Origin of the sequence: Glycocaulis abyssi (assembly GCF_041429775.1) — a bacterium.
GTDB lineage: Bacteria > Pseudomonadota > Alphaproteobacteria > Caulobacterales > Maricaulaceae > Glycocaulis > Glycocaulis abyssi.
This window is the reverse complement of the sequence record NZ_CP163421.1, coordinates 2,625,410-2,637,627: the sequence shown is the minus strand read 5'-3', so window position 1 is coordinate 2,637,627 and position 12,218 is coordinate 2,625,410. Positions and strand designations below refer to the sequence as shown.

Genomic DNA, 12,218 nt, shown 5'->3' with positions numbered 1-12,218 from the left:
CTTACGCTGCTCTATAGCCGTAGCCTCCGTGACCCCGGATAAGCCCTCCCGAGGGTCAGCCTGTCCAGCGAAGGACCATCAAGCCGTTCCACAAGGGTGAGACAGACCGTGCCCGCTACGGTTTTCCGCTCTGCCGGCCGCCTGAACCTGAGGATGAACCCCGCGTCGATGCCCGGCATTGGCCAGACATCAGGGCGCACCCCGTCTCAGGTCACCGCTTCATCTCCCGGCCGGGACGCATTCCGGACCGCCGTCTTGCCGGAGATGAACGCTGGCTATTATGCGGCAAGTTCACAGGAGGGGGATAAGTGGGGATTTATCCTCCGTCTCTTCGGCATTCCGGGCAAGCCTGCGCTGATCACAGTATCTCTTGCGTCTCCACCGCGTCGCCCCCGTGAAGACGGGGGCCCAGAGCCATTTGGCACTGCCTTCGCCCTTCGATTTCTGGACCCCCACCTGCGTGGGGGTGACGAGTTGCGGGTTGCGGGCGGGTAGTGAAGTCTACACTCTGCCTGTATGCGCGACCGGCCCTTTCAGCCTTGTGTCTATCTGATGACGAGTGACCGCAACGGAACACTCTATTGCGGCGTAACCAGCGATCTGGTGCGGCGTATCTGGGAGCACCGTGAGGGCCATGGGTCACGTTTTGCGGAAAAGTATGGCGTTCTTCGCCTCGTCTGGTTTGAACATCACGCGACCATGGACGCGGCCATATTGCGTGAAAAGCAGATCAAGAAATGGAACCGCGCGTGGAAGCTGCGCCTCATCGAGGAAACCAATCCCCGCTGGAATGATTTGTTCGAGACACTCACCTATTGATCCCTTTGCCTCTCTACCTCGTCATTCCCCCGCAGGCGGGAATCCAGAGATCATGGGGCGAAGGCAGTGACAAGCGGCTCTGGGTTCCCGCCTGCGCGGGAACGACGAGGCGGGACCATAACCCGGCGATAAGCCCGGCCAGCAAAAAGGGGCAGGTTGCCCTGCCCCTTTTCATCCCCCGCATGTGCGGATGAGCCATAAGCCCCTACTCGGCCAGTTCGGCCTGTGTCGGCAGGGTGCGCTTTTTCGAGACCCACTGGTCGAAGTTCGACCACACGCCTTCATCGCCGTGCCAGTCGCCCTTGGTCGCGCCCTTGGAGTATTCGGTGGCGCGGGCCTCGAAGAAGTTGGCGTGCTCCACCCCGTTGAGGATCTCGGTGAGCCAGGGCAGCGGATGTTCCTTCGCGCCATAGACGGGCGGGAGCTTGAGCTGCTGCAGGCGCCAGTCGGCGATATAGCGGATATATTTCTTGATATCGTCCGGCGTCATGCCCTCCACCTCGCCGGCCTCGAAGGCCAGCTCAATGAACTTGTCTTCCAGGCCGATGACCGTCTTGCAGCAATCGATAATGTCGTCCTTGACGGACTGGGTATAGGCGCCGGTTTCCTCGGCGAAGGTGTGGAACATTTTCATCATGCCCTCGCAGTGCAGCAACTCATCGCGCACCGACCAGGACACGATCTGGCCCATCCCCTTCATCTTGTTGAAGCGCGGGAAGTTCATCAGCATGGCAAAGCTGGCAAACAGCTGCAGCCCCTCGGTGAAGCCGCCAAACACCGCCATGGAGGTGAGGATGTCGCGGTCGGTCTCCACGCCGAACTTGCCGAGATAATCGTGCTTGGCCGACATCTCCTGATACTCCATGAAGGCGGAGAATTCAGTGTCGGGCATGCCGATGGTCTCAAGCAGCAGCGCATAGGCCGCAATGTGGACCGTCTCCATGTTGGAGAAGGAGGCCAGCATCATGCGCACTTCAACCGGCTTGAAGAGCGGCATGTAGTTTTCCATGTAGTTGGCGCCCACCTCCACATCAGACTGGGTGAAGAAGCGGAAAATCTGGGTGAGCAGGCTGCGCTCGCCATCGGTGAGCTTGGTCGCCCAGTCCTTGCAGTCCTCGCCCAGCGGCACTTCTTCGGGCAGCCAGTGCACCTGCTGCTGGCGCTTCCAGTACTCATAGGCCCACGGATAGCGGAACGGCTTGTAGGCAAAGCTGGGCGTCAGCAGGCCGGGGCGGTCGCTGGAGATGATGGGGCCGGTGCTCATGGCGAATGCAAATCCTCTTGTCTGGCGCGTGCCGGGGCGATGGTTGGGCGAGATGCTGATTCAGGCAAGGCGCGTGTTTGCCGCGCCACATGCGTGAATCAGATCGCGCCTCTCCCTCAACATCTAGATATTGTGGTTAAGCCATCCCTAACGTCCACCCCTAGTGTGCGGCTGGCGTGACAATGTGATGAGCTTGGCGGTGGAAAAGTGGGATTTTTGCCGGGTCGCAACCCACACACCTCGTCATTCCGGCGCACGCCGGAACCCAGTATTTTTCAATCACTGGGTTCCAGATAAGCGCTAAAGCGCTTTCTGGAATGACGAAATGGGGTGGACTGCCCGGCGCGCAGCGCCGCAAGCGCGAATGCGCGCCCGCGACTTTTCGCGGAACATCGCAGCCCGGATGGGCTGCGGCAGCAAAAGATCCCCTACAACTTCGAGAAGATCACCGTGCCATTGGTGCCGCCAAAGCCGAACGAGTTCGACAGGGCGGTGGTGATCTCGGCCTTGGTGGTTTTGGTCACGATGGGCAGGCCGTCAAACTCGGGATCGAGATTGTCGATATTGATGGACGGGGCGATGAAGCCGTCGCGCATCATCAAGAGGCAGTAGATCGCCTCCTGCACACCGGCTGCGCCGAGAGAGTGGCCGGTCATCGATTTGGTGGCCGACAGGGCCGGCACGTGATCGCCGAACAGCTCGCGCAGCGCGCCCATCTCCTTGATATCGCCGACGGGCGTGGAGGTGGCATGCGGGTTGATATAGTCGATAGTGCGGCCACCGGCCTCGGCAATGGCGTTCTGCATGCAGCGGATCGCACCCTCGCCGGAGGGCTGGACCATGTCATGGCCGTCAGAGGTGGCGCCATAGCCGACAATCTCGGCATAGATTGTCGCGCCGCGCGCTTTCGCCCGCTCATATTCTTCCAGCACCAGAATGCCGGCACCACCCGCGATGACGAAGCCGTCGCGGTCCTTGTCAAAGGCGCGGCTCGCGCGTTCAGGCGTGTCATTATAGCCCGAGCTCATCGCGCCCATGGCATCAAACAGGTTCGACAGCGACCAGTGCAATTCCTCGCCGCCACCGGCAAACATCACATCCTGCTTGCCCCACTGGATCTGTTCGGCCGCTGCGCCGATGCAGTGCAGCGAGGTGGTGCAGGCCGAGCTGATGGAATAATTGAGGCCCTTGATCTGGAAGGGGGTGGCCAGCGTTGCGGAGCCGGTGGAGGCCATGGCCTTGGGCACAGCAAACGGGCCGATCCGGCGCGGACCCTTCTCACGCGTGATGTCAGCGGCGGTGACGATGGCTTCGGTGGAGGGGCCACCCGTGCCGACGATCAGGCCGGTGCGCGGATTGGAGACATCGCCCGGCTCAAGACCCGCATCGGCGATGGCCTGCTCCATCGACATATAGGCCCAGCCTGCACCTTCGCCCATGAAGCGCATGGCGCGCTTGTCGACATGGTCTGCGGCAGCAACGGGCGGGCGGGCATGGACCTGACACTTGAAGTTCAGCTCGGTATATTCAGGCGCAGCAATCACGCCGGATTTACCGGCCTGCAACGCCTTTGAAACCTTGTCCTTGTCCTCGCCAATGGACGAGACAATGCCTATTCCGGTGACGACGACCCGTCTCATGCAGGCACTCCTGGTTTGCTCATGTCTTCGGGCTTGAACAGACCCACGCGCAGATCGGTTGCGGTGTAGATCACCTTCCCGTCGGCCTCGACCACGCCATCGGCAAGCCCCAGCACAAGCTTGCGCATAATGACGCGCTTGAGATCAATCACGTAACGCACATTCTTCACGTCCGGGGTGACCTGGCCGGTGAATTTCACCTCGCCGACACCCAGTGCCCGGCCCTTGCCCGGCGCGCCCGACCAGCCGAGGAAAAAGCCCACAAGCTGCCACATCGCATCAAGGCCAAGGCAGCCCGGCATCACCGGATCACCTTCGAAATGGCAGGCGAAGAACCAGAGATCGGGGTTGATATCGAGCTCGGCGACGACCTGACCCTTGCCGAACTGGCCGCCCTCACCGGAAATATGCGTGATGCGGTCAGCCATCAACATGGGCGGCAGGGGAAGCTGGGCGTTACCGGGGCCGAAAAGCTGGCCCTTACCGCACTCGATCAGACCATCATAATTAAAGCTTGAAGGGTATTGTGACATGCGTGTCTCTGCCTGATGGGCCGCGCCTTGCAAGGCGCACGCTAGCGCGCCGGCACGGCCAGGGGACTTGAAGGGCGGTCCTGCACGGACCCTGCCCTTTTTTGGATTGGAGGCAATCTAGACCGGGGCAGCGCCCCCTGTCTCCCCCCGATGCAGCCGGACAATATCTAGAGACCGGAAACGTCCTGCGCCTCCGCAATCTCCTGTGCCGCGCTGCGCGCGCCATTGCAGGGCGGGCCGGCCGGGGCGTCCGGGTCTGGCGTGGCGGCCTGTTCATGGGCGTAGGCACCCCACAGATAGGCCGCAATCACCCAGCCGCGCACACCGTCGGATTCAAGGCGGCACCAGCCTGAACGGCAGCGCTCCAGCCACAAAATCGCGCCGGGTTCGGCCCGCGCCGTTTCGGGCGATTCGACATCCGGACGCGTGTGCAGCCCGGTCTCCTGGACCACATGGACCGCGCGGCGGCCAGACAGGGTGCGCCGGTGCATCCAGCTTTCCTCGCCCAGCGGATCGCGCACACGCCGCCAGTCGGAGGTTTCCGCCACGATCTCTACAGGCAGGCCCTGACGGCGATATTCCCAGCGCACCGCATGGCTGGTCGAGGGGCCGATGCGCCCGCGCACCTCACTGAATTTCAGCGTCACGAAGCGCGGCACGGGCTGGCCCGACGGCGTATCACATGTCTGCGCCCAGGCAGGCGCACCCGCCGCCAGAGCGGCGGTCATAGCAAGCAGAAAGGGGGCAAAAGCGGAGCGGGTCATCAGGGAGAAGAAACTGGCGCGCGGTGGTGAATTCGAGGTTAAGCTTGGCACCGGTTTTTGCCGCACCATGTATGCTGGCTGACACAGGAAAAGGGAGACACCTCATGCTGCGCACCTTAACCACCGCCATTGCCACGAGCCTGGCGCTCGCTGCCGGAGCCATGGCCCAGAACGGCTTTGAGACGACCGAGCTGGAAGACGGCATCTACATGATCGCCAATGACCGGGCGGGCAATGTCGGCCTTATTGATGCGGGCGATCATCTGATCATGATCGACACCCAGATGCCGCCTTTCCTCAATGATCTGGAGGCTGCGGTACTCGAAGCCAGCGGCGGGCGGGCACCGACCCTTGTCATCAATACGCATTTCCATGGCGACCACGTGCTGGGCAATGCGCATTTCGCGGCGCTGGGGGCCGGTATCCTCGCCCACCGCAATGTGGCCGAGCGCCTCGCCAACCCGGTGCTGAATCAGCTGACCGGCAATACGCCCGCGGCGCTGGATGAGGCCTTCCTGCCCGATATCCTCGTCAGCGAGGCGATGATGCTGAGCCGCTTTGGCGTGACGGGCGAGGTTCTGCACTTTGCCAATGCGCACACCGATGGCGACATCATCGTCAATATCGCTGACGCCAATATCATCCATATGGGCGATCTATTGTTTTCCGGGCGCTATCCCTTCATTGATCTGGATGCCGGCGGCTCGGTGGAAGGCTTCGTCGCGGCGCTGGACGAGATTATCGGCTTTAGCGATGACGAGACCCGCTTCATCGCAGGCCACGGGCCGCTTTCATCCCGCGATGACCTGATCGCCAGCCGTGACATGCTGATCGAGGGCCGCGCGCGCGTGGCCGCGCTGGTGGAGCAAGGCCATGACCTCGCCGCCATTCAGGAACAAAATCCGCTAAGCGACTTCCATGATGCGTGGAACTGGGGTTTCATCACCACAGAACGCATGACATGGACCTTCTATCGTGACATCACCGGCCTCACGCAATAAGCCCAGACTGCCGCCTTTAAGGGTGATGGTATTGCCCGTGGGCACGGGCCTCATCCTTGCCTTCCTGTTCGGCGTGCTGATGGGCAGCTGGATAGCCGGCGGTGTGGTCGGCCTGCTCTTTGCAGCCGGTTTCACCGCCGTGCTGGTCCTGACCGCGCGCGGCGCAAGCAAGAAGAAAAAGAAAACGCGGCTGCGTTAGTCGAGCGATTCCGGCCATGGCTGTTCATGCCCAGAACCGCGTGAACCGATTACAACGGCACTGGACCTCTGGAAATGCGGTAGCCTTTTTCGTTGTTCCGGTCCCGCTCAATCCAGACCCTTGCCATGCTGTCAATTCGAGCGTGACCGAGAAGCGTTGCTCCACCTTTCAGTTCGACAACAGAGCCGACACGAGTGTCCGTTTCTAGCAGCGCCTCGCTTAGCGTGATAAGCTCTGCTTTGCCTTGCTCTCCCGGCGGTATTCGCGGCTCGCACTCGTCCACCACAAAGTCATAGTGAATGCCATCCACATAGATGGCCAAGCGCCCGCCCGGCTGAACGCCGAGCCACTGGGTCCAGCCCATCTCCTGAAGTGTCCGAAGGCGTACATCTGCCTCAATAAACAGTTTTCGTTGTTCACTATCGACTATCGCTGACATTACCGGCGTGATTTCGGTCCGATTTCGTGTTGGAGCGTCCACACGATATCATCAAGAATTTCCGCTAATCCTATACCGCTGTGTCCGCATACATCTTGAACATTAAATACTATATCCGAATCACTTGAATGGCTGACTGCAATATCTACGCCTATCCTTTCGAAGCTTGATATTACGGTTGAAATTTGCAATTCATTCAAATGATATCGAGCGTGCAGGCTGCTCGTGCAGCTTCTACTTGGAAAAAAATACTCCGATTCAGAGTCAGACAATATTTCAACATCACTATACCTCCAAAGAATGTCGTTAACCCGGTCTGAAATTATTGACCCTGTGCTGTTTGAGCAGCCAGAAGTTGGCGTCAAACTGACTGCCCGGAAGTCGGAAGCATCAAAATCATTGACGATCCAAATCTCATCGCCAAATGCCAACCGAAGAAATGAAGCAAAACGAACCCGCTCAGACTCCTCATTAAGTATAACAACAAAATTGCAATTATTGCCCTGAAACTTATAAGCACTCGCATCTTCCATAGCGGTCGCCGAGAGCGCTACAAATATAAACATCAAGAAAAATTTGAAAATCAACTTATTCTCCTTGAGCCGATAAGCAACTGCGGTTTTAGCGCTAAAATAGCGCCGCTTGCGCTGCTCTGGCAATGACCCGCCCTACCGCCCCTTCCCCGGCTTTGGCGCGGCCGGTTTGAACTCCTCGACGCGCACTTTCGTCTTGTGATCGCTGGGGCCTTTTTTGCCATCCGGCATCAGGCCGCGATAATAGCCCTTCTGCCATTTTTCTTCCGCCGCCGCCTTGTCGCCGGTTTTCAGCCGCCGGCGAAATCCTCGCGGCTTTCGCGCCAGGTATTGAGCTGCTGCAGTGTTTTCGGATCGGACTGAATGGCGCGCAATTCCGGCGTGATCCGGTCAAATAGATCCCGGCGCACGGGGAAGAAATGGGCGACCGCCTCGCCGGCCTCGAAGCGCACTTCACCGGGCCGTGTAAAGCGCCAGTTCATGGTGAAGGAATAGGGGCTCCAGTCGGTCTCGATCACACCCGACAGCGGCGCGATGCCGTCCTTCACACCATTGACCGGGCCGGTGACCCAGATGTTCCAGCCCGGCGGTGTGCGCAGCAGGAAACTCATCTCGAAGGTGAGTATGCCGGAGCCGAAATTTGTCATCGCGCTGCCCGGCTGGTGCATGGTCAGCGGATCATCGAGGATCACCTCGACATCCTCCACGCGCTGCCCGCCATTCCAGCGCGCGGTGAGACCAGAGGGCGTGAACACCTCCCAGCCATGCTGGTTGGCCACCGCCAGCGGCAGGCAGCGATAGGCAAAGCTTTCGGGCGTGTCATCCATCCACTGGCGGCGGCCGGAAGCGGCACGGATGGTGGGGGCCTGCGCGGCGAGGGGATGGCAGAGAAGTTTCATGAATCAACCGGGTGCTGATGATGGCGTCTAGAAAAGCCTAGCGCGGGCGAAGCCCTTCGAGAACCGTGTCAATCAGGCGCGCCCTCGCAATTTGGCCGCGATTGACGTATATCGCGCGGCCATGAGCACGAGCCTTGATCTTTCCGCCGCAAAGCGGCCCGCCGTCACGCCATCCCTGGCCGGGATGACGCGGGGCCAGATTCGCGATTGTCTCATCGCCACCGGGCTGGTCGAGGAGACAAAGGCGAAGATGCGCTCAGGCCAGATCTGGCGCTGGGTCTATCAGTACGGCATCACCGATTTTGCCGCGATGACGGACATCTCCAAGGAGCTGCGAGAGCGCCTGCCAGAGCATTTCACCCTTGCCCGGCCGCGCATAACCGATCGCCGGGTGAGCGTCGATGGCACGCGCAAATACCTGATCGAGCTGTCACCGGGCGTGGAATGCGAGACCGTGTTCATTCCGGGCGTTGGCCGGTCGGGCGCGCTGTGTGTGTCCAGCCAGGTCGGCTGCACGCTCAACTGTACGTTCTGCCATACCGGCACACAGGCGCTGGTGCGCAATCTCACCGCTGCCGAGATCGTCCAGCAGGTGCTGATCGCCAAGGATGATCTGGCCGAATGGCCGAGCCGGCTGGAAGACCGCCAGATCACCAATGTGGTGTTCATGGGCATGGGCGAACCGCTCTATAATCTCGATCATGTCGCTGATGCGATTGATGTGATTTCAGATGGCGAGGGCATCGGCATTGGCCGCCGGCGCATCACGGTCTCCACGTCCGGCGTGGTGCCGAAAATCGAGGAGCTGGGCGCGCGCACCAACACCATGCTCGCAATCTCCCTGCACGCCACCAATGACGCGCTTCGCGACGAGCTGGTGCCGCTGAACAGGAAATACCCGATTGCCGAGCTGATGGACGCGATCCGCGCCTATCCGGAGCTTTCCAACTCCAAGCGGGTGACGTTCGAATATGTGATGCTCAAGGGCGTGAACGACTCGCCCGGCGAAGCCAAGGCGCTGGTACGCCTGCTGCAGGGCATACCCTCCAAGATCAACCTCATCCCGTTCAACCCGTGGCCGGGTTCGCCTTACGAGTGCTCTGACTGGGCGACGATCGAGCGCTTTGCCGACATCGTGAACAAGGCCGGTTATGCCAGCCCGATCCGCACGCCGCGCGGTCGCGACATCCTGGCCGCTTGCGGGCAGCTGCGCTCTGAAAGCGTGAAACAGCGCGCCAGCGAAAAGCGCCGTCTGGAGAGAGAGGCGGGGGCTTGAAGCGTGAACAGCCAATCAAGGCAGGGGCGGCCATGACCAGCGCGGGACCTGGTGCCGGCGCGGCCGAGCCTCGTCTGACACCACGTGATGATATTGCTCAGCTCGCGGAGAAATTTGCGAAGGATGGCAGGGTGCTCGTGCCTGATCTGCTGCCCGCCGAGACCGCGAACGCCCTTTATCAGCGCCTGCACAGCTGGACCGGCTGGCACCTGGTAAGCTGTATTGGCGGCCAGCACCGGGCGTTCGAAGCCAGCGCCATGGAAGCACTCGACAAGGCGAAATATGCCCAGTTCGTCGAGACGGCAGGGCTGCAGGCGCGGCAGGGCTTCCAGTACCTGTTCCGCAATTATCCGCTTTATGATCTGGGCATGCAGGACAGGCTGGATGATCCGGTGCTGCGCCAAGCGCTGGGCATCGTGCGCAGCCCGGACTTTCTGGAGCTGGCGCGCGCGATCACCGGGCATAGCGCTATCAGCTACACTGACAGCCAGGCGACCGCGTTCGGGCCGGGCCACTATCTCACAACCCATGATGATGATGTGGACGGCAAGAACCGGCTGGCCGCCTATGTCATCAACCTGACACCCGGCTGGCGCGCTGATTTCGGCGGGCAGCTTCAATTCCTGAACGCCCAGGGCCATGTCGACGAAGCCTTTGTTCCGGGATTTAACACGCTGGCCCTCTTCAGCGTACCTGCCCAGCATGCGGTTAGCGTCGTGGCACCGTTCGCGCCTGGTTATCGCTACGCCCTGACAGGCTGGCTGAGACAGGGCACCGAAGTGCCGCCGGGCGCATGACAGCCAAACGCCGGCCGAACGCCGCCGCTCGCCCCAGACCCCGCCCCCTGACCGCCCGTGAGGCGGCGCTGAAAGCCTTTCTGAGTATGGAGGCCGATGGCGCGGCGCTCGATAGCGCGCTCTCCGCTCAACCCGGTTACAAGGCCATGGAGGCGCGCGACCGCGCCTTTGCCAGAGCCATCCTCTCTGCCGCCATCCGCCGCCGGGGCACGCTGGAAGCGGCCTACAACAGCTTCCTCGACAAGCCCTTGCGTCCACGCGAGGTGTTTGGCCGGGCCGTGCTCACGCTGGCATCCGCCGAGCTATTGGTGCTGATGACGCCGCCGCACGCGGTGGTGGATGGCTGGGTGAGGATTACAGGTGCCGCCGAAGAGGGCCGCCGCCTGAAAGGGCTGGTGAACGCCGTGCTGCGCCGGGTGTCAGAACGGGGTGCGGAGGCGTTTATTGCCGCTGATCCGCTCATCGATCTGCCGGACTGGCTGCGCGCGCGATGGTGCGAGATTTACGGCGAGGACACGGCCCGCGCGATGGCGCTGGCCAGAGCCGGTGCCCCGCCGCTGGACCTCTCCGTGAAGCCCGGTTTCGATGCTGCCAGCTTTGCGAGCGAAATCGGCGGCGAGTTGCTCCCCACCGGCACGATACGCAAAGAGGGGATTGGCGATGTCACCGCCCTGCCGGGTTTCGAGGCCGGAAACTGGTGGGCGCAGGACGCAGCCGCCGCGCTGCCGGTAAAGCTGCTGGCCCCGAAGGCGGGTGAGCGCATCGCCGATATCTGCGCGGCGCCGGGCGGCAAGACGCTGCAACTGGCCGCAGCCGGGGCGGATGTCATCGCGGTTGACCGGTCAGAAGCGCGCCTGAAGCGCGTCAGCCAGAACCTTGCCCGCACCGGGCTGAAGGCGCAGATCATCACCGCCGACGCCACCAGCTGGCAGCCCGATGAGAAACTCGACGCCGTATTGCTGGACGCGCCATGCAGCGCGACCGGCACGCTGCGCCGCCGCCCGGATGTGGCATGGAGCAAGAGCGAAGCCGACATCGCCAGCCTTGCCGCCCTGCAGGCCCAGCTGCTCGACAATGCGTTTGCCATGCTGAGGCCCGGCGGGCGGCTGATCTACTGCACCTGCTCGCTGGAGCCGGAAGAGGGCGAAGACCAGATCGCTGCCTTCCTGGCCCGCACGCCCGAAGCCCGCCGCGAACCCGTAAGCGCCGATGAATTGCCCGGTCTTGGCGATGCTCTCACGCCCGACGGCGATGTGCGCACGCGGCCCGATATGTGGGCGGAGACAGGCAGGCTGGACGGCTTCTTCATCGCGCGGCTGGTGGGGCAGCCCTAACCCTTACTGGCCGCGCCAGCTTGCCCTTGCCGGGGGGCGCTGATATGCCCGTTACCATGGCGCGCACAGTCAAGATTTCACCCTCCATCCTCTCTGCGGACTTCGCCCGGCTGGGCGAGGAGGTGAAGGCTGTCGACGAGGCCGGGGCCGACTGGATCCATGTCGATGTGATGGACGGGCATTTCGTGCCGAATCTCACCATTGGCCCGGCCGTGGTAAAGGCGCTGCGCAGCTGGTCGAAAAAGCCGTTCGACGTGCATCTGATGATCTCGCCGGTTGATCCTTACATCGCCCAGTTTGCCGATGCAGGCGCGGACATGATAACCGCGCACCCGGAAGCCGGGCCGCATTTCCACCGCACCATCCAGACCATCAAGTCGCACGGCGTGAAGGCCGGTGCGGCGCTCAATCCGGCAACGCCCGCTGATGTGCTCGCCCCCGTGATCGAGGAGCTGGATCTGGTGCTGGTGATGAGCGTCAATCCGGGCTTTGGCGGGCAGAGCTTCATCACCAGCCAGCTGAAGAAGATCGAGGCGCTGCGCGCGATGATAGACGCAGCCGGTTCGTCCACCCTGATAGAGGTCGATGGCGGGGTGAACCCGCAGACCGCCCGGCAATGCGTCGAGGCGGGCGCGGATGCGCTGGTGGCCGGTTCTGCCGTGTTCACCGGCGGGCCGGACCGCTACGCGGCCAATATCCACGCCTTGCGCGGAGGCTGAC

15 protein-coding genes are annotated in these 12,218 nt (G+C 62.0%); 7 read left to right on the top strand and 8 right to left on the bottom strand.

Annotated elements, in window-relative coordinates:
- The first annotated feature begins 516 nt into the window (after positions 1 to 516).
- Positions 517 to 819: a GIY-YIG nuclease family protein gene (locus AB6B38_RS12730; protein ID WP_371393247.1), complete on the top strand. Its 303-nt coding sequence runs from the start codon at positions 517 to 519 to the stop codon at positions 817 to 819.
- A 205-nt stretch (positions 820 to 1,024) separates the two neighbouring features.
- On the opposite strand, the gene AB6B38_RS12725 is transcribed toward AB6B38_RS12730, so the two are convergent.
- From AB6B38_RS12725 to AB6B38_RS12710, 4 genes are all read right to left on the bottom strand, one after another.
- Complete coding sequence (locus tag AB6B38_RS12725; RefSeq protein WP_371393246.1) at positions 1,025 to 2,083, bottom strand: ribonucleotide-diphosphate reductase subunit beta; 1,059 nt, start codon at positions 2,081 to 2,083, stop codon at positions 1,025 to 1,027.
- A gap of 428 nt (positions 2,084 to 2,511) precedes the next feature.
- Positions 2,512 to 3,723, bottom strand: coding sequence for a beta-ketoacyl-ACP synthase I (fabB, locus tag AB6B38_RS12720; protein WP_371393244.1), 1,212 nt, complete (start codon positions 3,721 to 3,723; stop codon positions 2,512 to 2,514).
- Positions 3,720 to 4,256, bottom strand: a complete 537-nt coding sequence (gene fabA / locus AB6B38_RS12715; RefSeq protein WP_371393243.1) for a 3-hydroxyacyl-[acyl-carrier-protein] dehydratase FabA — start codon at positions 4,254 to 4,256, stop codon at positions 3,720 to 3,722. Before fabA ends, fabB begins: the two co-directional genes overlap by 4 nt.
- Positions 4,257 to 4,423: 167 nt before the next feature.
- Positions 4,424 to 5,020 carry an SH3 domain-containing protein gene (locus tag AB6B38_RS12710; protein ID WP_371393242.1) on the bottom strand — a complete coding sequence of 199 codons (597 nt, stop codon included), beginning with the start codon at positions 5,018 to 5,020 and terminating at the stop codon, positions 4,424 to 4,426.
- A gap of 104 nt (positions 5,021 to 5,124) precedes the next feature.
- On the opposite strand from AB6B38_RS12710, the gene AB6B38_RS12705 reads away from it, so the two are divergent.
- Positions 5,125 to 6,021: an MBL fold metallo-hydrolase gene (locus AB6B38_RS12705; RefSeq protein ID WP_371393240.1), complete on the top strand. Its 897-nt coding sequence runs from the start codon at positions 5,125 to 5,127 to the stop codon at positions 6,019 to 6,021.
- Between the two features lie 25 nt (positions 6,022 to 6,046).
- Entirely contained in the window at positions 6,047 to 6,220 is a 174-nt protein-coding gene (locus AB6B38_RS12700; protein WP_371393239.1) for a hypothetical protein, read from the top strand.
- 49 nt (positions 6,221 to 6,269) lie between these two features.
- On the opposite strand, the gene AB6B38_RS12695 is transcribed toward AB6B38_RS12700, so the two are convergent.
- From AB6B38_RS12695 to AB6B38_RS12680, 4 genes are all read right to left on the bottom strand, one after another.
- Complete coding sequence (locus AB6B38_RS12695) at positions 6,270 to 6,659, bottom strand: hypothetical protein (RefSeq protein ID WP_371393238.1); 390 nt, start codon at positions 6,657 to 6,659, stop codon at positions 6,270 to 6,272.
- Positions 6,659 to 7,246: a hypothetical protein gene (locus AB6B38_RS12690; RefSeq protein WP_371393237.1), complete on the bottom strand. Its 588-nt coding sequence runs from the start codon at positions 7,244 to 7,246 to the stop codon at positions 6,659 to 6,661. Before AB6B38_RS12690 ends, AB6B38_RS12695 begins: the two co-directional genes overlap by 1 nt.
- Before the next feature lie 81 nt (positions 7,247 to 7,327).
- The gene (locus tag AB6B38_RS12685) at positions 7,328 to 7,486 is read right to left on the bottom strand and encodes a DUF6065 family protein (protein WP_371395107.1); all 159 of its coding nucleotides are present in this window, start codon (positions 7,484 to 7,486) and stop codon (positions 7,328 to 7,330) included.
- Positions 7,483 to 8,091 (bottom strand): DUF6065 family protein, encoded by a 609-nt coding sequence (locus AB6B38_RS12680; protein WP_371393236.1) that lies wholly within the window; start codon positions 8,089 to 8,091, stop codon positions 7,483 to 7,485. Before AB6B38_RS12680 ends, AB6B38_RS12685 begins: the two co-directional genes overlap by 4 nt.
- 121 nt (positions 8,092 to 8,212) lie before the next feature.
- On the opposite strand from AB6B38_RS12680, the gene rlmN reads away from it, so the two are divergent.
- From rlmN to rpe, 4 genes are read left to right on the top strand one after another with little or no spacing between them, the layout of a single operon-like run.
- Positions 8,213 to 9,367 (top strand): 23S rRNA (adenine(2503)-C(2))-methyltransferase RlmN, encoded by a 1,155-nt coding sequence (gene rlmN, locus AB6B38_RS12675; protein WP_371395106.1) that lies wholly within the window; start codon positions 8,213 to 8,215, stop codon positions 9,365 to 9,367.
- A 32-nt stretch (positions 9,368 to 9,399) separates the two neighbouring features.
- Entirely contained in the window at positions 9,400 to 10,164 is a 765-nt protein-coding gene (locus AB6B38_RS12670) for a 2OG-Fe(II) oxygenase family protein (protein ID WP_371393235.1), read from the top strand.
- Positions 10,161 to 11,498, top strand: coding sequence for an RsmB/NOP family class I SAM-dependent RNA methyltransferase (locus tag AB6B38_RS12665; protein ID WP_371393234.1), 1,338 nt, complete (start codon positions 10,161 to 10,163; stop codon positions 11,496 to 11,498). Before AB6B38_RS12670 ends, AB6B38_RS12665 begins: the two co-directional genes overlap by 4 nt.
- A 56-nt stretch (positions 11,499 to 11,554) precedes the next feature.
- The gene (gene rpe, locus AB6B38_RS12660) at positions 11,555 to 12,217 is read left to right on the top strand and encodes a ribulose-phosphate 3-epimerase (protein ID WP_371395105.1); all 663 of its coding nucleotides are present in this window, start codon (positions 11,555 to 11,557) and stop codon (positions 12,215 to 12,217) included.
- Position 12,218 lies beyond the last annotated feature (1 nt).

Excerpts from the sequence above, each read along its gene's own strand:
- AB6B38_RS12730 (WP_371393247.1), top strand. The coding sequence starts at position 517 with ATGCGCGACCGGCCCTTTCAGCCTTGTGTCTATCTGATGACGAGTGAC.
- AB6B38_RS12725 (WP_371393246.1), bottom strand. The coding sequence starts at position 2,083 with ATGAGCACCGGCCCCATCATCTCCAGCGACCGCCCCGGCCTGCTGACG.
- fabB (WP_371393244.1), bottom strand. The coding sequence starts at position 3,723 with ATGAGACGGGTCGTCGTCACCGGAATAGGCATTGTCTCGTCCATTGGC.
- fabA (WP_371393243.1), bottom strand. The coding sequence starts at position 4,256 with ATGTCACAATACCCTTCAAGCTTTAATTATGATGGTCTGATCGAGTGC.
- AB6B38_RS12710 (WP_371393242.1), bottom strand. The coding sequence starts at position 5,020 with ATGACCCGCTCCGCTTTTGCCCCCTTTCTGCTTGCTATGACCGCCGCT.
- AB6B38_RS12705 (WP_371393240.1), top strand. The coding sequence starts at position 5,125 with ATGCTGCGCACCTTAACCACCGCCATTGCCACGAGCCTGGCGCTCGCT.
- AB6B38_RS12700 (WP_371393239.1), top strand. The coding sequence starts at position 6,047 with ATGGTATTGCCCGTGGGCACGGGCCTCATCCTTGCCTTCCTGTTCGGC.
- AB6B38_RS12695 (WP_371393238.1), bottom strand. The coding sequence starts at position 6,659 with ATGTCAGCGATAGTCGATAGTGAACAACGAAAACTGTTTATTGAGGCA.
- AB6B38_RS12680 (WP_371393236.1), bottom strand. The coding sequence starts at position 8,091 with ATGAAACTTCTCTGCCATCCCCTCGCCGCGCAGGCCCCCACCATCCGT.
- rlmN (WP_371395106.1), top strand. The coding sequence starts at position 8,213 with ATGAGCACGAGCCTTGATCTTTCCGCCGCAAAGCGGCCCGCCGTCACG.
- AB6B38_RS12670 (WP_371393235.1), top strand. The coding sequence starts at position 9,400 with ATGACCAGCGCGGGACCTGGTGCCGGCGCGGCCGAGCCTCGTCTGACA.
- AB6B38_RS12665 (WP_371393234.1), top strand. The coding sequence starts at position 10,161 with ATGACAGCCAAACGCCGGCCGAACGCCGCCGCTCGCCCCAGACCCCGC.
- rpe (WP_371395105.1), top strand. The coding sequence starts at position 11,555 with ATGGCGCGCACAGTCAAGATTTCACCCTCCATCCTCTCTGCGGACTTC.